The sequence below is a fragment of the Wenyingzhuangia aestuarii genome (assembly GCF_011927765.1).
GTDB classification, from domain to species: Bacteria; Bacteroidota; Bacteroidia; order Flavobacteriales; family Flavobacteriaceae; genus Wenyingzhuangia; species Wenyingzhuangia aestuarii.
In genome coordinates this window covers 174179-195914 of record NZ_JAATJG010000006.1, presented here as the reverse complement: position 1 = coordinate 195914, position 21736 = coordinate 174179, and the positions used below count along the sequence as shown (strand labels likewise).

The 21736-nt window shown below is 33.0% G+C and carries 14 protein-coding genes; 6 read left to right on the top strand and 8 right to left on the bottom strand.

Annotation, left to right across the window (positions count from 1 at the left end; all coding sequences use genetic code 11):
* Nucleotides 1-367: 367 nt before the first annotated feature.
* From GGR97_RS07825 to GGR97_RS07810, 4 genes are all read right to left on the bottom strand, one after another.
* Nucleotides 368-1756: a T9SS type A sorting domain-containing protein gene (locus tag GGR97_RS07825; protein WP_167897966.1), complete on the bottom strand. Its 1389-nt coding sequence runs from the start codon at nucleotides 1754-1756 to the stop codon at nucleotides 368-370.
* A 61-nt stretch (nucleotides 1757-1817) separates the two neighbouring features.
* Nucleotides 1818-2444, bottom strand: coding sequence for a Crp/Fnr family transcriptional regulator (locus GGR97_RS07820; RefSeq protein ID WP_167897965.1), 627 nt, complete (start codon nucleotides 2442-2444; stop codon nucleotides 1818-1820).
* A gap of 239 nt (nucleotides 2445-2683) precedes the next feature.
* Nucleotides 2684-3169: a GDP-mannose mannosyl hydrolase gene (locus GGR97_RS07815; protein WP_167897964.1), complete on the bottom strand. Its 486-nt coding sequence runs from the start codon at nucleotides 3167-3169 to the stop codon at nucleotides 2684-2686.
* 337 nt (nucleotides 3170-3506) lie between these two features.
* Nucleotides 3507-3893 carry an HU family DNA-binding protein gene (locus GGR97_RS07810; protein WP_167897963.1) on the bottom strand — a complete coding sequence of 129 codons (387 nt, stop codon included), beginning with the start codon at nucleotides 3891-3893 and terminating at the stop codon, nucleotides 3507-3509.
* A gap of 452 nt (nucleotides 3894-4345) precedes the next feature.
* Here GGR97_RS07810 and GGR97_RS07805 point away from each other — a divergent pair, with 452 nt between their 5' ends.
* On the top strand, nucleotides 4346-4795 hold the full coding sequence (locus tag GGR97_RS07805) for a ferritin-like domain-containing protein (protein ID WP_167897962.1): 450 nt from the start codon (nucleotides 4346-4348) through the stop codon (nucleotides 4793-4795).
* A gap of 242 nt (nucleotides 4796-5037) precedes the next feature.
* Here the strand turns inward: GGR97_RS07805 and GGR97_RS07800 are convergent, their stop codons facing one another.
* From GGR97_RS07800 to GGR97_RS07790, 3 genes are all read right to left on the bottom strand, one after another.
* Nucleotides 5038-6108, bottom strand: coding sequence for a T9SS type A sorting domain-containing protein (locus GGR97_RS07800; RefSeq protein ID WP_167897961.1), 1071 nt, complete (start codon nucleotides 6106-6108; stop codon nucleotides 5038-5040).
* Nucleotides 6109-6314: 206 nt separating this feature from the next.
* On the bottom strand, nucleotides 6315-9992 hold the full coding sequence (purL, locus tag GGR97_RS07795; RefSeq protein ID WP_167897960.1) for a phosphoribosylformylglycinamidine synthase: 3678 nt from the start codon (nucleotides 9990-9992) through the stop codon (nucleotides 6315-6317).
* A gap of 102 nt (nucleotides 9993-10094) precedes the next feature.
* A complete protein-coding gene (locus GGR97_RS07790) occupies nucleotides 10095-11414 on the bottom strand; it encodes a heparan-alpha-glucosaminide N-acetyltransferase domain-containing protein (RefSeq protein ID WP_167897959.1) in 1320 nt (439 codons plus the stop codon).
* A 118-nt stretch (nucleotides 11415-11532) separates the two neighbouring features.
* Between GGR97_RS07790 and GGR97_RS07785 the strand changes: the two genes are divergently transcribed.
* The 5 genes from GGR97_RS07785 to GGR97_RS07765 all read left to right on the top strand — a co-directional run bounded on the left by GGR97_RS07785 (nucleotide 11533) and on the right by GGR97_RS07765 (nucleotide 19711).
* Nucleotides 11533-12684, top strand: coding sequence for a class I SAM-dependent methyltransferase (locus GGR97_RS07785; RefSeq protein WP_167897958.1), 1152 nt, complete (start codon nucleotides 11533-11535; stop codon nucleotides 12682-12684).
* A gap of 232 nt (nucleotides 12685-12916) precedes the next feature.
* On the top strand, nucleotides 12917-13528 hold the full coding sequence (locus GGR97_RS07780) for an RNA polymerase sigma factor (protein ID WP_167897957.1): 612 nt from the start codon (nucleotides 12917-12919) through the stop codon (nucleotides 13526-13528).
* Between the two features lie 112 nt (nucleotides 13529-13640).
* Nucleotides 13641-14687: a FecR family protein gene (locus GGR97_RS07775; RefSeq protein WP_167897956.1), complete on the top strand. Its 1047-nt coding sequence runs from the start codon at nucleotides 13641-13643 to the stop codon at nucleotides 14685-14687.
* A 205-nt stretch (nucleotides 14688-14892) separates the two neighbouring features.
* Nucleotides 14893-18189, top strand: a complete 3297-nt coding sequence (locus GGR97_RS07770; protein WP_245229477.1) for a TonB-dependent receptor — start codon at nucleotides 14893-14895, stop codon at nucleotides 18187-18189.
* 10 nt (nucleotides 18190-18199) lie between these two features.
* Nucleotides 18200-19711 (top strand): RagB/SusD family nutrient uptake outer membrane protein, encoded by a 1512-nt coding sequence (locus GGR97_RS07765; RefSeq protein ID WP_167897954.1) that lies wholly within the window; start codon nucleotides 18200-18202, stop codon nucleotides 19709-19711.
* A 79-nt stretch (nucleotides 19712-19790) separates the two neighbouring features.
* Here GGR97_RS07765 and GGR97_RS07760 read toward each other — a convergent pair whose 3' ends face one another.
* Nucleotides 19791-21680 carry a mechanosensitive ion channel family protein gene (locus GGR97_RS07760; RefSeq protein WP_167897953.1) on the bottom strand — a complete coding sequence of 630 codons (1890 nt, stop codon included), beginning with the start codon at nucleotides 21678-21680 and terminating at the stop codon, nucleotides 19791-19793.
* Nucleotides 21681-21736 lie beyond the last annotated feature (56 nt).

The following is a 21736-nucleotide window of genomic DNA, read 5'->3' as shown; positions in this document are numbered from 1 at the left end:
AACCATACCTTTTGTATGGTATGCTTCCGTTCCTTTTTTTTATAAAACTACGTATTTCTATTTAGAATAACGTTTTTATGTTAAGCATCCCGTAAAACAAAAGTTATTTCTGTTTTAAATACTTGCTGGAAAGCCTTTGTTGAATAGTCCTCTAAAAGTATGGAGATAACAAGATTTGTTGCCTTAAGTTATTGAATAGAGTAATATTAACAAATACTAGTTTTAACGTATGTAGGTATGAATTCATAGTACTTTCATGTCAATTTAAAGTAAACATAATTTAAAGGGGGTATGGTAAACATTGATTCCCTCTTTTTCTTGAATACCCTGTGAAAATTGTTCTTTGCAAGTTCTATTTAATCAGTTTTTAGTCTTTAATTAGCTTCCCTGCTATTCTATTTTGTTCACAAATAATGCTATATATGTATACCCCTTTCTTGAGTGTATTTATTTTAATTTCTTCACCATTATTAATAGTTGAAGAAATTATTTTGTTACCTCTAATATCATATAATTCAAATAATGCCTGATTATATATTTTGGGAAAGTTTACAAATAAGCTTTTTTTGGCGGGATTAGGATATACGACTAAAACTTCTTGAGATGTGTTGTCTATTATTGATAAACTACCTGCATCTGAGTAATAGAAATTTGCTTCACGATATTTTTCCAATTCATTATTAAAGTATTCATTGCTAATAATTTTATGATGAAAGGCATCAAAATTAGAATAAGATGAAGGTAAAATAAGATCTTCTTTCTTAATTGAATAGTCAAAACTAAAAACATTTTTCTTATTCGTTGTTTCACTATCAAAATAATTATTGGTAATAGAGTTCAAAAGATTGTATGCATCATAACCGAAGGTATGCTTTAAGTCGATTATCCATTCGTCAATGGTCTTATCCCATTTGTATTCATTAGTTGCAAGAACATTCCAATTGTTGGTTTCGTAAAGTATTTCTTTTCTAGTGTAGGGGATAAGTTTGGCCACATCACTATTCCACCTTGAAAAGAGTTCATTTACCAAATGTCCTGAGTTATATTCATATTTGGTAGTACTAAACAGCTCCCATTCATGCGCATTTTTTTGTTTGATATAAGTGGTATCTGCCAAAATATGATTCTTTGTATCATAAGTGTATACTTTTCTGGATTTCAATACCCATGCATCAGAATCGGTATATTTGGTGTAGGACGTATCAACTTGTAACAACCCTTTTGAATTGTAATGCTTAGTCATTTTTTCGATCTGCAACCATTTATATAATTCCACGAGCCATTTGCTATTTATAATTTCAACAAGGTCTCCTTTATCGGTATAGTTATAATCTATTCTTTTTTTTGATTTTGAAATTAGATGGTGTTCATAGTGTATGATATTATTTTGGTCATTGTATTTTTTTATTTCCTTTACTCTAATTTTCCAATCATTATTTTCATTGTCCCAACTAGATTTTTCAACTACGGTGTCCCTATAGTTGGAATACAAGAAAAATTCTTTAAATATTTTTTTATCCCACTCACCAGTTGACTCATTTTTACCATATGAAATAATGCTATCTAGGCTTAGTTTAGCTTCCTTATTTATATGTTGATTGAATTGAGACTTATTTGGTTCGTTATTAATAGGTGCATCGCTTATGATTTCAGATGTAATCTGTGATTTGGGAATTGTTAAACCGTTTATTTCCTGGCTAAATACCAATATAGAACTCATTAAACTAGTTAGGGTAAATAATATGTGCTTATACATGTTTATTACTATTAGTATGTTTAGCACAAAAATAAAATTGATATATTATAGCAAAGTTGCCTCAGGATAACTTATTCTGGTATTTTGTCTTTAAAAATATTTTTTTTTCTTTACTGTATTGCTGTGGTGTCATATTTAAGTAACTAGCTATGTACTTGTCTTGTGCATCTTTCAAAATCCAAATGGCTCTTTCTACGGTTTCATAAAAAAGAGAAAAGCGTTTTGAAGGATTTCGATTTTGCAACACAATCATTCTGTTTTCTCTATCGAGAAGAATTCTTTCATAAACTTTAAACATAAGGTAACTAAACTCGTGGTTCCTTTGCGCTAGAATTTCTATATCATTCTTGTTAATGGAAATAATATCAACATTGGTTATTGCTTCATGAACTTCAGTGGATGGAGAACCTACTATGTAACTTTTAAGATTATTAAAGCCCAGACCTTTAGGTGTAATATTGATGGTCTTAGATTCACCTTCATCAAAGATGTATTGGTGTACAACACCCTTAACAACAATGTTTGCCTTAGTTTCAATCTCTCCTATTTTCAAAATAGACTCCCCTTTTTTGTAAGAGCGCTTAATGAAGTGTATACTTATTTCCTCAAATGTTTCTTTCGTAAGGTGACAAGCTGATTTAAAAAACGTATACAATATTTCCTTATCAGATTTACTAATGTCATTCATGCTATTCATGTTTTAAAGCTCTTTTGGTATGAAGCCCAACTTCCGAATAACAATACCTTTTGTATGGTATGCTTCCGTTCCATTTTTCTTATAAAACTACGTATTTCTATCAAAGCATGTTGTTATACTTTTCCACAATAAGTAAAAGTTCTTAACAAATGATAGGTAAAATGTAGTTGTGTATTGTTAAACTGCTCAAACCAGTTTAGCAGTTGGAGTATAGCTTCTTTAGGAATTGTTTATTCTTGGTAATTGCTAAAAGGTTGCTGCCCATTAAAATAATTTTTGGTATTTGCATGTACCTCTTTATGTGCCAGCAATTCTTTTTTATGAGCCCACCAATATTCAGCATGTTGATCTTTGGGTAAGTTTATGGCTTTCTTGCTTAATTGAACATGAAAAGCATTCACAATATAATGTGTTCCAAAATCTTCGGTATCTGTAAAGTTGGTTGGGTATATATGTTCGTAAACTCCTACAAAAGAAGCAGCCGTTAATTGAATTTTAAAGCCTAATTCGGCTGTAGAAATACGTTGAAAAGCCGCTAGAAAAGATTCATTTTTTCTAATAACACCACCAAGAACAAACCAGGTGTGTTTTGCCGGACTGTTTAAACGGTAGCCCAACAAAATACGACCCTCAGCATCTTCTATAATCAAATCTATAGACACTAAAGGAGTGTTTCTAACCACTTCTGTATATACTTTTTTAGGGAGCTTTTTCATGTTTTTTAGGAGTAAAAATATCAATAATTCCCTATATATTGCTGTTGTTTGTGGTTTTTTAGTTCACATTTTTAACTGATAACTTCTTTGTTTTAGGTAGAAATGCTCTTGTTTAGAGAAGGGGAGTTCTTTGGAAAGGAACTAACAAACAGAAAGGTATCTGTTTTCTAAAGGAGCTAAGCTTTTAAACAAAAGGACAGGTGCTTTGTGTTGCTTGTTGCGGTGCTTTTAAAGAAGTGCACAGCAGTAATGATTGTGTACTGCTAGTGCTTTTTGAATTAAAAACCCCCAATCCAAGAATGGATTGGGGGAGGGAGTAAGCCTTATTTAAATAAGCTTATTCCTTAAGAAGTAACTGATACTTTAAGTTGTTTAACATGTCTCTTAAACGAGAGTCTGGTCTAAAGTTTAAATGTGCTTTTTTAACCAAACTGTTACTAAGATCCTTTTCATCTACAACTCCTTCAGAACGAACTGCCACTTGCAAAGCTCCTAGTTTGTCTAGCTTTACAATTTTTCCATCCTCTAGGGCATCTATAATATTGTGCACCAAAGAGAGCATTACAGCATAGCAATCGGCCTCTCTCACCGTACTTTGATGAGAAGTTAAATAAGCCAAACGTTCTAAGTTTACAGTACCCGTAGCTACGGCTTGTACATAATACTTTTTCTCCGCTGTTCGGTCCTGCGGATTGGACTTTCGAATTGGAATGATTTTAACCATTGCGATAAAATTTTAAATGATACTCCTGAGAGCAATCCAGACACTATGTCTAGATGGGGAGCAAGTTAAAAGAGACCTGTGTTTTGTTGCAAAACCTAAGCCTTGTACTTATTAACAATGCCTTGTACATCAATATTATACAAATGTTTTTAAAGAAAATGTATCTGTAGTTTGTTCCATTTTATAGCGATAGAATTGTTGCTATTTAAAGGTGTTAAAATAAATTGTGAATAAGACTGTTGATAATTATTTTAAGGATCATCTTTAAAATCACGTCAAATAGGTTCTTAAGGACTAGAATTTTTGGTGGTTAGGGAATCATGTGAAATCCATTTTCTATGCAAAAGTTAAGTGATGATATATATCAACAAGTAGGTTGATTGGCATTAGGACAAAAAACAGTTGATCTCTTTACTTTTGAAATAGTATGAATCAAAAAAAATAAATAGAAAATGGAAACTTACACAGACACAGTAGGAACAAAGTTAAACTTGTTATTAGAAAAAAATTACGATGCCGAAAAAGGGTATAGAAATGCTATAGAGAATGTGCAGAACGAAGAGCTAAAGAAATTTTTTAGCAAAAAATCTTCTGAAAGAAGTAGTTTTGCTCAGGATTTAAAAACAGAGATTGCTTCTTTTAATCAGGATGCAGATCAAAGCGGTAGTGTTTTAGGAGACATTCACAGAGTATGGATGGACTTAAAATCAACCTTTTCTAGTAACAATGATGAAGCTGTTTTAGAAGAAGCCATTAGAGGTGAAAAAGCAGCTATAGAAGAGTACAATTCCGTATTAAGCGAAACTGCATTGCCTAAGAGTACCAAAACACTTTTGGAATCTCAAAAACGAAAAATTGAAGTCGATTTAGCTTCGGTAAAAGTTTTTGAATTTTTACACTAAGCGCATAAATAAGCGTATAAAAAACACCCATTAACTTTGTTAATGGGTGTTTTTTATGTTAGAATGTAATTCCAAAACAAGTTCAAAATACTTGCTATCAGTTACCAGCTACCAAATACCAGGTACTAGATATTACTTTGTTAACCACTCTTTAGTATTTACAAAAGCTTCTAAATCATTATACATTAGGGAGATTTTAATCCCTAGTTAAATATACCTCTATACTTCTAGTGCAGAGTAATTTAGTTTTTGATGAATTTTTTTGGCGTAGAATTATTTATTTTAAAGAAATAGATTCCATTAGTTAAAGTCCTAACATCAATTATTCCTTTTTCTGAAATAGTTCCATTTAAGACTTCGTTTCCTGATGTATTATAAATTGTATAGTTTTCATTCTTACTAAGCTCTGAAACTAAGATAAAATCGTTTGTAGGGTTTGGGTATATATATGTTTCTTTACTGTTTAAATGGTCATCTAGAGATAGCGAAGCAAAATTAATTTTTGAAATTTTACTATCTATATCATTTGATGAAGAATCAGAAAAATAGACAGCAGTCTCGTTTGACACCAAACTTCCTGCACTACCCAGTTCTGTAATAACATCTGTAGCAGTTGTTGGTGTGCTAGCGGTAATGTCTATTTTAGAAATTTTCTTTCCATCGCTTTCAGCTATATATAAATCATTACCCTGTAACGAAATTAAAAGGGGTTTACTTAAACCTGTAACAACATCAGTCGTTGTAGGAGTATTGTCGGTAATATCAATTTTAGAAATTTTGTTAAGTTCAGGTTGTACGATATATAAATTATTTCCGCTCATTGCTAAACCAAGTGGAGTGGTTATTCCAGTAATAACATCGGTAGTACTTGTTGGTGTACTAGCTGTAATATCAACTTTAGAAATTTTACTTGCTCCCATTTCCGAAATATACAAATCATTACCACTTACAGCTAAGTATGTTGGTTCGTTAAGTCCAGTAACAACATCTATAATTGTTGGTGTACCAGCTGTAATATCAATTTTAGAAATTTTATTGGCACCTGCTTGGGCAATATATAAATCATTTCCAATTAATAAAATACCTTCAGGTTCATCCAATCCTGTAATAACATCTATTATTACGGGAGAAACAGCGGTTATATCTATTTTAGCTATTGTACCATTGTCAGCACTAGCGTAATATAAATCATTTCCTGATAATTCAAAACCAGTAGCACCTCTGTCTATAGGATCTATTACATCTATGGCTTGGGCATTGGATACGATGCTGTTAAAAAATAAAATTGCGGCTAAAGTGTAAATTTTTTTCATATAGTTTTTTGTTTTAATTAGTATTTTTTTTTCTAGATATCTAATAATTAGGTTTTTGCTAATGTATTATTACTTTATGACATATAAAGTGAATTATTGATAATAGTCATAAAAAAAAACGAGAAGTATTTACATACTTCTCGTTTATAATTTGTCTATACTCGTTGTAGAGATCTATTTATAAGTTAACTTTTATGCAGAATATATTATTTAGTTAACCACTCTTTAGCGTTTACAAAAGCTTCTAACCAAGGAGAAACTTCATCGTTTCTATCGGTAGGGTAGTTTGCCCAGTTCCATTGGAAAATAGAACGTTCAATATGTGGCATCATTACCAAATGACGACCATCTTCTGAACTCATCATGGCTGTATTATAGCTAGATCCGTTAGGGTTGGCAGGATATCCTTCGTAACCATATTTAGCGACCAAGTTGTATTGGTCCTCTGCATATGGTAAGTTGAATTTTCCTTCTCCATGAGAAATCCAAACTCCTAAAGTAGCATCCGTTAAGGTGCTTAACATCACAGAGTTGTTTTCTTGAATGGTTACTGAGGTAAATCCAGATTCGTGTTTGTGAGAATCGTTGTGTAACATTACTGGCTTTTCTGCATGTTCTGGGTTGATTAATCCTAATTCTATCAACAACTGACATCCGTTACAGATTCCTAAAGATAAAGTGTCTTTACGAGCGTAAAAATTGTCTAAAGCAGCTTTTGCTTTTGGGTTGTATAAGAAAGCTCCAGCCCATCCTTTAGCAGAACCTAACACATCAGAGTTAGAGAATCCACCAACGGCAGCTAAAAAGTTTACATCTTCTAAGTTTTCACGACCTGTAATTAAATCGGTCATGTGTACATCTTTTACTTCAAAACCAGCTAAGTACAAAGCGTTGGCCATTTCACGTTCAGAGTTAGATCCTTTTTCACGTAACACGGCAGCCACAGGCTTTTTACCTTCGGCAATCTTAGGTAACTTTCCTGTAAAATGAGCAGGGAAGCTAAAGTCTAAAGCTTGGTTTTTATAATTGTCAAATCTTTCGGTAGCTTTTGTTGCTCCAGATTGTTGTTTGTCTAATAAGTAAGAAGTTTTAAACCAAACATCTCTTAAATCAGCAATGTTAAATACTTCTGTTGTATCTCCATTTACTAAAGTCACTACTTCCGTTTCAACGGTAGTACCAATGTTGGCAAACTTTAATCCAGCTTCTGTTAAAATAGCTTCTACTTCTGATGGGTTTAGGGTTTGAATTACAACTCCTGCATTTTCAGCAAACAATACTTTTGTGGTACCAGCCTCTCCTAAAGCAGAAATGTTAATGTTCGCCCCTAAGTTTACATCTGCAAAACACATTTCTAACAAAGCCGTAATCAATCCACCTGCAGAAATATCGTGACCTGCTGTAATCAATCCTTTTTCTATTAAGGTTTGAACGGTGTTAAAAGCCGTTTTAAACTTAGCAGTATCTTTAATATCTGGAGTTTCCGTTCCAATTTTGTTCAAAGCTTGAGCAAAAGAAGATCCTCCTAATTTAAAAGCATCCGAAGAAAAATCTATATAATAAATAGCGTTTCCTTCTTTCTTAGAGAATACAGGTTCTACTACTTTTTTAAGATCGTTACAGTGTCCTACACCCGAAATAATAACGGTACCAGGAGCAATGACATCTTTGTTAGGATATTTTTGTTTCATAGACAAAGAATCCTTTCCTGTTGGAATGTTGATTCCTAAATCAATCGCAAATTCAGAAACAGCTTGTACTGCATTGTACAAACGAGCATCTTCTCCTTCGTTTTTACAAGGCCACATCCAGTTAGCAGATAAAGAAACAGAAGTTAACTTGTCTTCTAATGGAGCCCAAACTAAGTTGGTTAAACATTCTGCAATCGCATTACGAGAACCTGCAGCTTCATCAATTAAAGCTGAAATAGGAGCATGCCCAATAGACGTTGCAATTCCTTCTTTACCATTGTAATCCAAAGCCATTACAGCTACATCATTCAAAGGCAATTGTAAAGGACCTGCACATTGTTGTTTGGCCACTTTACCACCTACACAACGGTCTACTTTGTTGGTTAACCAGTCTTTACAAGCCACCGCTTCTAACTGTAAAACAGTTTGTAGGTTTTGTTGTATATCTGAATTGTTATATACTACTTCTTCGTATTTACGAGGAGTGGTTTTGTCGTTTAAGATGGTTTTAGGAGACGATCCAAACATGTCATTTAAATCTAAATCCATAGGAGCAGCTCCTGTAGTACTAGATTTAAACGTAAAACGGTTGTCGTTAGTTACATCACCAACAGTATACATTGGAGAACGTTCACGAGCCGCAACACGTTCTAAATAATCTATATCTTTTTGGTTGATGACCAATCCCATTCTTTCTTGAGATTCGTTACCAATTAATTCTTTAGCAGATAAGGTAGGATCTCCTACAGGTAATTTATCAGTATCAATCAATCCACCTGTTTCTTCTACCAATTCAGACAAACAGTTCATATGTCCACCTGCACCGTGATCGTGAATAGAAACAATAGGGTTGATATCACTTTCTACCATACCACGAATGGCATTGGCAGCACGTTTTTGCATTTCTGGGTTAGAACGTTGTACCGCATTTAATTCAATTCCTGAATCCATCGCACCTGTATCTGCAGAAGATACCGCAGCACCTCCCATACCAATACGGTAGTTGTCTCCACCAAGAATAACAATTTTATCACCCGCTTTAGGGTCGTCTTTTAAAGCTTGTTCCGCTTTACCATAACCTACACCACCGGCTTGCATAATTACTTTATCAAATCCTAAAGTTCTTAAATCGGCATCCGATAAGTTTTGGTTCAATTCTTCGTGTTCAAAGGTTAATAAAGAACCCGAAATTAAAGGCTGACCAAATTTGTTTCCAAAATCTGAAGCACCGTTAGAAGCTTTGATTAAGATATCCATAGGTGTTTGGTACAACCACTTTCTTTCTTCTAAGTTTTCCCAAGGTCTGTTTGCTTCTAATCTTGAATAAGAAGTCATGTACACCGCTGTTCCAGCTAAAGGCAAAGAACCTTTACCCCCTGCCAAACGGTCTCTAATTTCTCCACCAGCCCCAGTTGCAGCCCCGTTAAAAGGCTCCACCGTAGTAGGGAAGTTGTGTGTTTCTGCTTTTAAAGAAATTACAGATTGGTATTCTTTGGTTTCGTAAAAGTCTGGTTTGTCTGCTGTTTTAGGAGCAAACTGAACCGCTTTAGGTCCTTTTACAAAAGCCACGTTGTCTTTGTAAGCCGATACAATTCCGTTAGGGTGTTCGTTAGAAGTTTTACGAATCATTTTAAACAATGAAGTTTCTTTTTCTTCACCATCAATTACAAATGTTCCGTTAAATATTTTGTGTCTACAGTGTTCTGAGTTGATTTGTGAAAAACCAAATACTTCAGAATCTGTTAATTTACGTCCAATACGCATAGACATGTCTTCTAAGTAGGTGATTTCATCATCACTTAAAGACAATCCTTCTTGCGCATCAAAAGCTTTGATGTCTTCAATTTCTATAATCGCTTGAGGCTCTACACAAATGGTAAAAGACTCTTGATTTAATCCTTCGTACATTTTTTGTAACATAGGATCAATAGCTGCTTCTTTAGAGTTTGCTACGCTAAATTCTTCTATTCTTTCAATCCCTGAAATACTCATGTTTTGAGTAATTTCTACGGCATTGGTACTCCAAGGAGTAATCATTTCTTTACGAGGTCCAATAAAAAAACCTTCTAAAGCTTCAGCGTTTACTTGTTTTGCATTTCCAAATAACCATTCTAATTTCTGAATGTTTTCAGCCGATTGAGCTGCGGTTTGTACTGCAAAAACAGTCGTATTTTTTTGAAAGAATAATATCATTATGAATGAAGTTTGTTCAAATTTAACTTAAAAGCGCAAATTTAGATAAAATAGTGGACTTTAAGGAGGGTATTTTTTAAAGATTTTCAATAAAAAATCAACCTAAATAGCACTTGTTCTGTATTGTGCTCTTCGTTTGATAATTTTATATCTCACTTTTATGCGATGGAATTTTTGCCATAAAAGAGGTTCGTATTGGGTATAAGCCAAAAAGAAGAAAACAAAAACAATGGCTCCAGAAATGGCAAAGAAAGGAGTCAGTTGTTTTTTAATCAATAGATCCAATCGCAATCCAAAAAATCCTTGATACAAGAGGATGACATGGAATACATATACCGATAAGGTGTTTTGTCCAATTTTTAAAAAGGTTTGATAGTTCCAATGGGTCAATTTCCAAAGTCCTATAACAATAGGTATAAAAAACAAACTATAGGCTACCAAATTTTGCAAAGGTGTTTCTAAAGGAGTGGTAAATAAATAACATCCTACACCAAAACTAATCCCAACAAGATTTTGAACCACAATTTTGGGAACGTAAAAAAGTTCTTGTGCTACAATAGTGGTACTGCTTTTTTGAAGTAAAATAATGAATCCTATAAATAATAAGACCTGACAAAAACGAACAGGTTCGTATCCGTACTGAAAGGGTTGCAAGGAGTTGAATAAAGGAAGGTGTTGTATACCTACTAAGGCAGGATAAATGAGTTGTTGCAATAACAATCCTGAAATTATCAAGCCTACAGGAAAGAGTAGGTGATTGGCTTTGTCTTTTAAATGATAGATCATACTTCCTAAAGCTCCTCCAAAAAACACATATGTAGCCCATGGAAATAAAGGGAAAACCGAAACTTTTAAGCGGGTGTCTGTACTTGTAATTAAAATGTTTTCTAGAAAACGAGGGACCTTACTATAATCTAAATAATAGAGTGTAGGACTTATAATGACTACCAACAATCCCACACTTCCTAATATAGCTCCTAAGGGAACTTTTAAAATATAGGTTTTAACTAAATAGATGGCTATGAGTAATAACAAAGAAGTTCCAATGCATTGTAATACATGGAAAATTTGAGTAAGACTGGTAAACAAAGGTCTTTCTGCAAAGAAATGGGTGTACAGGTTAAACTGTAAAATGTAGCCTGTAACAATTAAGGTAATCCCTCTTTTGATTCCTTTTTGAACTCTAGGGTTGGACCAACCTTGTGTGCTGCTTTTTAATAATAAATAGGTAAAAATCAATCCAGATACGGATAGAAACAAAGGAGCGGTTAAGCCTCTGGTAAATTTCCAAACAGCGTAAATAGGGTTGTCTGGGTTGCGAAAAACAGTTTGTAGCGTGTGAGTCATAAAATGTCCTTCTAACATCATAATGATGGCTACAGATCTAAGAATGTCAATGTATTCTAATCTTTTTGTATTCAATGTTTTAGGTTCGTTAATTTTGCGCGAATGTAATCAAAAAAAGAATAGCTTATTTAAATATTTGAATTCGTTTTTTATCTCTGTTTTTTTATCCATTAATAAAGCCTAATTTTGCAGTATGGAAGAATTTAAACCTCTTTTTGAAGAAATTCAAAACAGTATAGTCGCAGACACTTTTGTAAAAATGACATTTAGCAAACCGATCCGTAAAAATGATGGATTGCGTAATGTTTATGTACGATTAGTGACAATTCAAAATCAACAAAAATTACAGTTTACCTATCGTAATAAAACCAACGATGTGGTAAAAAATTATACACCCGAAGAAGCTTTTGAAGAAACCGAAAGTTTATTAATGAATACCTTTCGTTCTGCTGTAGTGTTTACCTTGCCAGACGATATTCAGGTGTTTGTTTCTAAAAAGAAAGCGGTGACTCTTAAAAAAGTAGCTCCTAGTTTTACCAACAAATTACCAGAAACACACGACAGACCTAAGGAAAAACGTGCAGCCAATAAAGATTACTTATTTTATTTAGGGGTCACAGACAAAGAAGGAAATGTAATTCCTAAAATGGCTGATAAATACCGTCAGATTAATAAGTATTTAGAAATTATAGAGAGTTTAATTAACGGAGTTAAGTTGCCAAAACACATTCAGATTGTAGATATGGGTTCTGGAAAAGGATACTTAACCTTTGCTTTGTATGATTATTTAAAGAACGATAGAAACAAAGAAGTTTCTGTAACAGGAATTGAATTGCGTGATGGTTTGGTAAGCTATTGTAATGAGGTTGCTGAGAAATGTGGTTTTGAAGGTTTGACTTTTGAAAACAAATTGATTCAGGACTACGACAATAAAAAAATAGACATCTTAATTGCCCTACACGCTTGTGATACCGCTACTGATGATGCTATTGCCAAAGGAATTGTAGCCAATGCCGGTTTGGTTATTTGTGCCCCTTGTTGTCACAAACAAGTTAGACAGCAAGTTAAGGGAATAGAGCAGGAGAGTCCTTTGTTAAAATATGGGATTTTTAAAGAACGTCAGTTTGAAATGATTACGGACACTATTAGAGCTTTAATTTTAGAAAAACATCAATATAGCACTAAGGTATTTGAGTTTATTTCTAATGAACATACGCGTAAAAATGTCATGTTGGTAGGTTCTAAAACCAACAAAAAAGCTGATACTAAAGAAATCAATGGGAAGATTAAAGACTTAAAAAGTCAGTACCAAATCGATTTTCATTATTTAGAAAAACAACTGTAAACTAGGTTGTTAACCTTGGTTTTATCTTCTAAAAAGCACATATATCCTAACAGTCATTATTGCATTGTTTTGATTTTGTGCTTTTTTTAATTTGTTTTTTTTTAGTTTTAACTTCAGATAGTATTGTTCCTGTAGCGTATAAAAACATCAACTTTGTTTTTAATGCTTACTAGCTGAACATTTGTTGCAAGAGCAAGAAAAAATTACTTTCTTTTAGTTCATGAAGGATCCGTTGAAGAATTATAAAATTGCCAACTCCACGTCTATAGAAGACGAAATATGGGGGAGAGTCATAGAAGGGAGTACAGCTGCCTTAGGTGATTTATATGATTTTTACATTGATGATTTAATGGCTTATGGATTTAAAATTTGTGGAGATAAAGAATACACAATGGATTGTATTCACGATCTTTTTGTGGATTTGTACAAATACAAATCTAAATTAGCTAAAACTAAAAATGTAAAATTTTACTTACTCCTTTCTTTAAAGCGAAAGATTCATAAAAAGTTTAAAAAGAAAGAGATTTTGTTGAATCATGAAGATGTGGCGGGATCGGAATGGCATTTAAAAGATAATTATACCGCATCTGATGAAGAATTAATTATTCTAGATGAAATTCAAAAAGAAACCCATCAAAGACTGTATTCTGCCCTTAAAAAATTGACTAAAAATCAGCAAAAAGGGATTGCTTTAAGATTTCAAGAAGAAAAATCCTACGAAGAGATTGCTGAAATTTTAGGGATTTCTGTTGCTTCGGCAAGAACAATAATTTACAGAGCTATTAAATCGCTCAGGGAGTACTCTTTACCTCTTTTATTTCTAGTGAATTATTATTTTTTGTAAAAAACTTATATTTTTTTGTCTATATCACAATGATTTGATGCTTTAGTTGTGTAGAAAGCATTAATAAGGCTGTTTTGCTAGAACTGTAAAACAACTTGATATAGATTGAAACATGAAAAAAAAGGAGCATTCACAAGAAAAGTTCATCACGGAATTTGAAAAAGAACTTTTAAAAAAGAGAATTTTTAATTCTATAACCCAACTACAGGTTAAAAGAAGAAATTACGTAATAGGTATTGCAGCTTCTATAGCACTTGTGATCGCTGGAGGTTGGTATCTTCAAATGCAAAAGTCTTCTTCGGAACTTAATAAGTTTGCCATGCTTTCCAAAAACGTTGATGTTCAAGACTCAGAAAAAGTAACCTTGATCTTAGATGAAAATAAGGGCTTGGCTATTGATGGAGACAATACGCCTATTTCTTATTCCAAAACTGGGGAAGAAATTAGTATTGGAACACAAGAAAAAGTAAATCAACAACAAAAAAATAACTTTAATACGCTAGTGGTTCCTTATGGGAAAAGATCATCACTTGTCTTGTCCGATGGAACTAAGGTTTGGTTAAACTCAGGATCTAAGTTTATTTATCCGGCACAATTTACAGGAGCTAAAAGAGAAGTGTATTTAATTGGAGAGGCTGTTTTTGATGTAGCTCACGATAAAAAACACCCTTTTAAAGTATTGTCAGATCATCAAGAAATAGAAGTTTTAGGAACTGTGTTTAACGTATCTAGTTATGAAGATGAGCTTGAGAGTTTTGTAGTTCTTAAAAAAGGAAGTGTAAAAGTATCTCATACAGTTAAAGACAATTTCTTTTTTAACAAAAAGAAAAGTCAAATTATTACTCCAGGAACGCTAACAAAAATAAACAGAGAAACAGGATTGGTTTCTTCGGAACAAGTAGATGTAAAACAATACTTTTCTTGGAAACACGGCTTGTTAATTTTAGAAAAAAGCAAGTTGAGCTATATTATGCGTAAGCTTTCAAGATATTATAACATATCTATTAGCATAGAAGATGAAAAGTTAAATAACGAAACTTTTTCAGGGGCTTTAGATTTATCAGAAAGCATTCAAGAAGTACTACAAATTATTAATAAAAGCGTAGATGTACGTTTTGAAGAAACAGAAAAACACCAACTAAAATTAATGTATAACTAAAAATTAAATACGGATGAAGTAAAAAAATCTAACCACTAAAAAAACAAACCAGAAGATGCGGCAACATCTCCTGGAAGTTAAAAAAGCAATATCGTTTCGAGACGATTACATTACTAATTAATTGAATTACAAAATTATGAATAAAATCTTTTATCGACGAGGTAGACGAGTTAAATCTACGTTTACAAAAGTCGTATGCGAAATTATGAGAGTATTTATACTATTTATCACTATAGGTCTAGGTTCTGTGTATGCTAATTATCCTTATTCTCAAGAAAAAATGGATATTAATGTAAAGAATATTACGATTGAAGATCTTTTTAAAGAAATACAGAACAAAAGTAAGTATGTGTTTTTTTACAAAGATGGTATTATAGATAACAATGTTAAAGTATCATTAGAAGTAAAAAACGCAGGATTAAATACTATTTTAAGTCAGTCTTTTACCAAAACAAATTTAGATTATGTGGTAGTAGATAGGCAAGTAATTGTAAAAGAAAAACCGCAAGCAGCTCCTTTACAAACGCTTACACAACAGCAACAATTTGCTGTAAAAGGTGTGGTTAGCGATGAGTTTGGAATGCCTGTACCAGGAGCCAATGTAGTGGTAAAAGGAACTACAAGCGGAACCATTACAGATTTTGATGGGAATTATACACTTAATATCAAAAATAAGAATGCTGTGTTGGTATTTTCTTATGTGGGGTATAAAGAAAAAGAAGTGCTAGTAAACGGTAAAACTACTGTAGATGTAGTTTTAGAACAGGATGTAAGTGAATTGGATGCCGTAGTAATGGTAGGTTATGGTACGGTTAAAAAATCGGATGTAACGGGATCTTTATCTTCTGTAGATACCGAAAAAATAAGTAAAACTCAAAACGTTTCTATTGCTCAAGCCATTCAGGGTAGAGCAGCAGGGGTTACAGTTTCTAAAAGTTCTGGAACACCTGGTGCAACTCCCATGGTTAGAATTAGAGGAATTGGAACGGTAAACAATGCAGATCCTTTGTATGTAGTGGATGGAGTTCCTATTAACGATATTTCTACCATTAATATGGAAGATGCAAAATCTATAGAAGTGTTAAAAGATGCTTCTGCAACCGCTATTTATGGATCTAGAGGGGCTAATGGAGTCATTTTAATCACTACAAAAACAGGTAAAAAAGGAAAGCCCGTAATTAGTTATAAAACGTATACGGGGGTTCAAAAAAGAGTAGACAACTTAGATGTGTTAAATGCAGAGCAATGGGCAACCATTTACAACGAAGGATTGGCAAATGATGGAAAAGCAGCAGATGCATATTTGGCAGATCCATCTTCTTTAACAAGTTACAATTGGAAAGATGCAGTGTATGGAGAAGCTTATATGCAAAGTCATCAATTGTCTGTTTCTGGAGGAACAGATAAGTCTACTTATTTTGTATCTTTTGGGTACATTAACCAAGATGGTATTATTAAAAACACAGGTTATAAAAGAACCAACTTTAGAGTAAATAACACCTATCAAATTAAGCCTAAAATTAAATTAGGACACAACATTCAGTATTCAAATTCTTACACAAGTTCGGTTCCTTCTTATGGAGGTAACTCAACAGCTAAGACTGCTTTTACAGGGTATATGATAGATCCTTCTACTCCTTTTTACAATGAAGATGGAACTTATGCGATTGCTAAATATGCATCCCAAGCGGTGAGTCCTTTAGGATTGGCTGTTTTTGGTCAAGCACCTAGAAAAAGAGAAAGTTTTTTTGGGAATTTATTTTTAGAAGTAGATATTCTTAAAGGGTTAAAATTCAAATCAAACTTTGGTTTACAGGTAAACAATACTAAGGTGGATAATTTTAAGCCATCTTACAATGTAAGTCCTAAATACAATTCTCCAGTAACTACTTATAATTTAAGTAGAGGAGAAAGTAGAGTGTTAATATTATCAAACACTTTAAATTACAACAAAACCTTTCAGAAGAAACACAGTATTAATGCTTTGTTAGGACAGGAAATTCAAAATTTAAGTTCTAATAATGTAAGCGCAAGTAGAAATAGCATTCCAGAAAGTGTAGCGAATCCAACTTTAGAGTCAGGAGCTATTTCTTCGGCAAGTAATGGAGGAACTATTTCGGAATCAAAGCTATTGTCATTTTTTGGTAGATTGAACTACAATTTTGATGATCGTTATTTGTTAACAGGTACGTATCGTTTTGATGGATCTTCTCGTTTTGGAGCTAATAACAAATGGGCACAATTTCCATCGTTGGCTTTGGCATGGAACCTTCATAAAGAAGAGTTTTATGATATAGATGTCATCAACCAGTTAAAAGTACGTGCAGGTTGGGGAGGAACAGGAAACCAAAACATTCCTAACACAGCAACTTATAATACTTTAGGAGTAGGTGATACTAATTATTTATTAGGAACCGATGAAGCAACCCAGTTAGGAGTTGCTCCGCTAAGACCTGGAAATCCTGATTTAAAATGGGAAACCACCATTACCAAAAACATTGGTGTAGATATGGCTTTGTTAGACAATTCTATTACGCTTTCAGCAGAATATTTTATTAAAAACACTACAGACATGTTAATGCCAACACCGGTATTATTAACGGCTGGTTTTGCAGATAATCCTTATACAAATGCTGGAGATATAGAAAATAAAGGATTGGAATTTACAGCAAATTATAAGAAAATTATCAATGATTTTTCTTTTAGTGTTGGAGGGAATATTTCAATTATTAAAAACAAGGTGATTAGATTGTCTGGAGAAGGAAGTCTTATTCAAACAGGAAATGCAAACGGATTTAAAAATATTAGTAGAACAGAAGCAGGGAATCCTTTAGCCTCTTTTTATGGATATGAAATGATTGGTTTGTTTCAAAATCAAGACGAGATAGATAATTATGCAAGTTTACCAAACACAAAACCTGGGGATGTAAAGTATAGAGATGTAAATAATGACAATGTTATTGATGATAGTGATCGAAAATTTATAGGGTCTCCGTTCCCAAAATTTACGTATGGAATGAATCTAGAGATGTCTTATAAGCAATTCGATTTTTCTGCCTTCTTTCAAGGAAGTCAAGGAAATAAGATTTTTAATAGTACCGATTACTGGTTAGAAGGAGATTTAGGAAGTAATTTAAATACCAATATGCTAAACCGATGGACGGGAGAAGGGACTTCTAATAGCGTTCCTAGAGCAACTTTTTCAGGACAATCTAACAATACACAATTATCTAGCAGATATGTAAGAGATGGATCTTATTTAAGATTAAAGAACATTCAGTTAGGGTATACAGTTCCTAAAAAAATATTGACAAAGTTTTTTGTGACTGAATTGCGTGGGTATGTAGCTGCTCAGAACTTAGTAACCTTTACTAAGTATGATGGTTTAGATCCTGAGGTAGGAATAGATAGTTCACAAAATAGTCCTTTAGACATGGGAATAGATAGAGGAAGGTATCCTTCTGTAAGAACTATTTCTCTAGGATTGGATGTTAAATTTTAAATTATTGATTATGAAATTACACACAAAAATAAAAAGTATCATAAAGTTTAGTACCCTAGTTTTCATGCTAGTTTTAACTTCATGTAGCGATGATTATTTAGAAGTTGGAACCTATGGAACTCCAGAGGTTAAAAATTATTACAAATCACCCGTAGATGCAGAACAGGGGATGATTTCTGTGTATTCTGCGATGAATGAAATGTATGCCAGAAAAAACTTCTGGGCTTCAATGGCTACCGATTTAATATTTGGTGATATTGGAACAGACGATTTTATGAAAGGAGGTAATAGAGTAAATGACAATATTCCTTTAGATCAGAAAAAGTTATATGAAATCCCAACTTCTAGCATTACTGTAGAGCAAATTTGGGCTGTAAATTACAAGGGAATTTATTATGCCAATTTAATTTTAGAAAAAGTGCCTGCTATTGTTTTTGAAGATACGGCTAGAAAACAAGAAATTTTAGCAGAGGCTCATTTTTTACGCGCTTATTTTTACTTTGATTTGGTAAATTCTTTTGGAGGAGTGCCTTTAATAGAAAAACCCTTAAAGTATAACGAAGCAAATCTTCCAAGAGCAACAGAAGAGGCTACCTATGCTTTTATAGAAGATGAATTAGAATTGGCTATTGCAGGTTTGCCATCAAGATTTGATAAGGATGATAACTATCTTGGTAGAGCAGATAAAGGAGCTGCTTTAGGGTTGATGATGCGAGTTTCTTTGTATCAAAACAAAATGAATCAAGTAAAAACTTACGGAGAACAACTGTTTGCATTGCCTTATGTTTTAGATGCAGATGTGAATCATATTTTTAAACAAAGTGGAGAGTGGGGATCAGGATCTATTTTTGAAATTAATTTCTCATCTAACACCAGTCTTTTGGGAATGGGAATTATCCAAAGAGTGTCTCCTAGAAGTAAAAAAGGAGGAGGGTTTATGCAGGCTAAAAGAGAATTGAGAGATGCTTATGTGGTGAATGTTGTTGGAACGGACACCATTCGTGATCCTAGATACGATGCGACCTTTTATACTCCAAACGACAAAGCGGGTACCTATGGTACAGGTTGGTATATTAGAAAGTATTCTTGGGCTCCTTACAGCGATTATAGTTCTCCAAAAACAGGAGGGAATGCTAACAGTGCTAACAATGTTCGTGTGTTAAGGTTGGCAGATGCTTATTTAATGTATGCAGAGGCTATTTATACTACAAACCCAACATTAGCGATTGAATATGTAAATAAAGTAAGAAAACGTGCTAGAGAAAGTGGTGGTGTAGGAAATTTATTTCCAGAAGATTTACCCTTGACTTTAACAGGAGATACTTTACGTGATGCTATTTATAAAGAAAGACGTTTAGAATTAGCAGGTGAAGGATATAGATACCACGATTTGATTAGAACAGGTAGAGCAGCTGCTGTGTTGGGGCCTTTAGGATTCCAAACCGGTAAACATGAAGTGATGCCGATTCCTTATTCTCAAATACAATTGGCAAAAGGAGTGTTAACGCAGAATAATTATTAAGAAATAGATAGAGTTATTATTTGGTTAGTTTTTTAAAAACCCCATTCAGCATTTTGTTGAATGGGGTTTTGTTTTAAACTTAGTCTTCTTTTTGAATGTTAACATTAAAGCTTGGAGCTTTGTAATCTTTGTCTAAATAATCTTTAGGAATGGTGGTCATATTTCCATCTCTTGCAGCACGGTAATGTGGAGATAGAATTTCAATACCATTTTCGTTACACACATCTTGTATGTTTTGATGCAAGTCTGAATAGATCAATGCTTGTTTGGCTACAATTTTAGTGTAAGCATTCAACTCATAAGAAACATAATAATCATCTAAGCTAGTTTGTAATACAAAAGGACTCGGAGTGTTAGAGATTGCATCGGTTCTAATAGCTGCCTCTATTAAGGTTTTGTGAACCAATTTCCATGGCACATCGTAACCCAAAGTAATGGTGGTGTGCAATATCAAACCATTTTCATCAGCAATACTGGTATAGTTGATGATATTACTAGCTAAAATGGTTGAGTTAGGAACGGTAATGATTTCGTTTTTTACCGTTTTTAAACGAGTAATTAACAAGGTTTTTTCTACCACATCACCTTTAATATCTCCAAACTTAATTCGATCTCCTAGTTTAAAAGAACGCATGTAGGTAATAACCAAACCAGCTACCATATTAGAAATTGCTGTAGAAGAACCTAAAGAGAATAAAATACCCACAAATACAGATACTCCTTGAAATACTTTGGAATCGTTTCCTGGCAAGTGAGGGAAAATTAAGACGATGGTAAATGCGTATAATAAGACTTTTACAATTCCAAAAGTAGGCATAGCCCAATCTGGATGAAAACCGTTGATTTTTAATTTTTCATGTTTAATTTCACTAAAAATATATCTTACAAATCGTATAAAATAACGCATTACTATATAAATAACAGCAATGCTAAATAGGTTGGGTAAAAAGCCAATAATGTCTAATAAAACACCTTTGAAAGGGTTCCAGATAAGGTTGAACAAAGTATCTGCCCAGTCTCTTGTAAAAGGGAAAATACTAAATAAAATAGGGAGTGTAATGTAAAGAATCACTACATAGATAATAGCTTTTAAGGCTTTTATAATGTATGAAACTAATATTAAAGCTTGTTCTGTAGAAACAATTACATAGTCGTTGTATTTAATGTCTTTTAACCAAGATTCTTGTTTTATATCAATAATTTGATCTAGTTTGATAAACAATCGTTTTACCAATTTAATCACCAAAATAGTAATTAAAAGGGCTAACAATACAAGTCCAATTCTAAGCGCAATTTTTTGAAGACTATTCTCTTTACGAGCCGTATCAATAGCTGTTTTGATTTTGTCTTTAAACAATTCTGCACTACTTTCTAAAGATTGATTGTACCAAATAGCATCTGCTTCCGAAATACTCATAATGATCAGTTCGTTGTAAACAATATCATAGGTGTTTTCAAAAGGATTCACTTTAATTTGATCAATTTTTAAGAAATCGTCATTGTAAAGTTTTTCTATTTTTTTAGAAATATTTTTAGCTCGGTCTGATGCCGTAGAAGACCCAATTTTAGAATACACTAAAAACAAAGTATCTCTCATTACTCCCACAACAGCATGTCCTTTGGCAGTGTTTCTTAAAGCATCAATCCTGTTTTTCTTTTCCGAAATTCTTTTCTGTTCACTTTCTTCAATTTGTTTTAATTGATTTAAAAGTTCTTCTTTTTTAAGATTGTCAGTTGTTTTTAAAGATTGTAACGTTTTTTCTAGTTCTACTTTTTTAATAGAGTCTTGTTCACGTTGTTTGGTGATTTCAAATAGTTTTTGATTGAATTCCTTAAGTAAGGTGTTGTTAATGCTGTCTTTTTTTACATTAAGACTATCAATATTTGGATTTTCGTCTGTTTGTGCATAGGTGTTGGTAAAAGTGTAAAGGGTACAAATTACCAAAAGAATAAAACCTGATTTCTTCATAGTTAAGCTAGTTAGAGTCCTAGGTATAAGTTAAGGTTTATTATACTAGAACAAAA

Excerpts from the sequence above, each read along its gene's own strand:
- GGR97_RS07770 (WP_245229477.1), top strand. The coding sequence starts at position 14,893 with ATGAGAGTATTTATACTATTTATCACTATAGGTCTAGGTTCTGTGTAT.
- GGR97_RS07785 (WP_167897958.1), top strand. The coding sequence starts at position 11,533 with ATGGAAGAATTTAAACCTCTTTTTGAAGAAATTCAAAACAGTATAGTC.
- GGR97_RS07760 (WP_167897953.1), bottom strand. The coding sequence starts at position 21,680 with ATGAAGAAATCAGGTTTTATTCTTTTGGTAATTTGTACCCTTTACACT.
- purL (WP_167897960.1), bottom strand. The coding sequence starts at position 9,992 with ATGATATTATTCTTTCAAAAAAATACGACTGTTTTTGCAGTACAAACC.
- GGR97_RS07815 (WP_167897964.1), bottom strand. The coding sequence starts at position 3,169 with ATGAAAAAGCTCCCTAAAAAAGTATATACAGAAGTGGTTAGAAACACT.
- GGR97_RS07800 (WP_167897961.1), bottom strand. The coding sequence starts at position 6,108 with ATGAAAAAAATTTACACTTTAGCCGCAATTTTATTTTTTAACAGCATC.
- GGR97_RS07765 (WP_167897954.1), top strand. The coding sequence starts at position 18,200 with ATGAAATTACACACAAAAATAAAAAGTATCATAAAGTTTAGTACCCTA.
- GGR97_RS07805 (WP_167897962.1), top strand. The coding sequence starts at position 4,346 with ATGGAAACTTACACAGACACAGTAGGAACAAAGTTAAACTTGTTATTA.
- GGR97_RS07820 (WP_167897965.1), bottom strand. The coding sequence starts at position 2,444 with ATGAATGACATTAGTAAATCTGATAAGGAAATATTGTATACGTTTTTT.
- GGR97_RS07825 (WP_167897966.1), bottom strand. The coding sequence starts at position 1,756 with ATGTATAAGCACATATTATTTACCCTAACTAGTTTAATGAGTTCTATA.
- GGR97_RS07810 (WP_167897963.1), bottom strand. The coding sequence starts at position 3,893 with ATGGTTAAAATCATTCCAATTCGAAAGTCCAATCCGCAGGACCGAACA.
- GGR97_RS07775 (WP_167897956.1), top strand. The coding sequence starts at position 13,641 with ATGAAAAAAAAGGAGCATTCACAAGAAAAGTTCATCACGGAATTTGAA.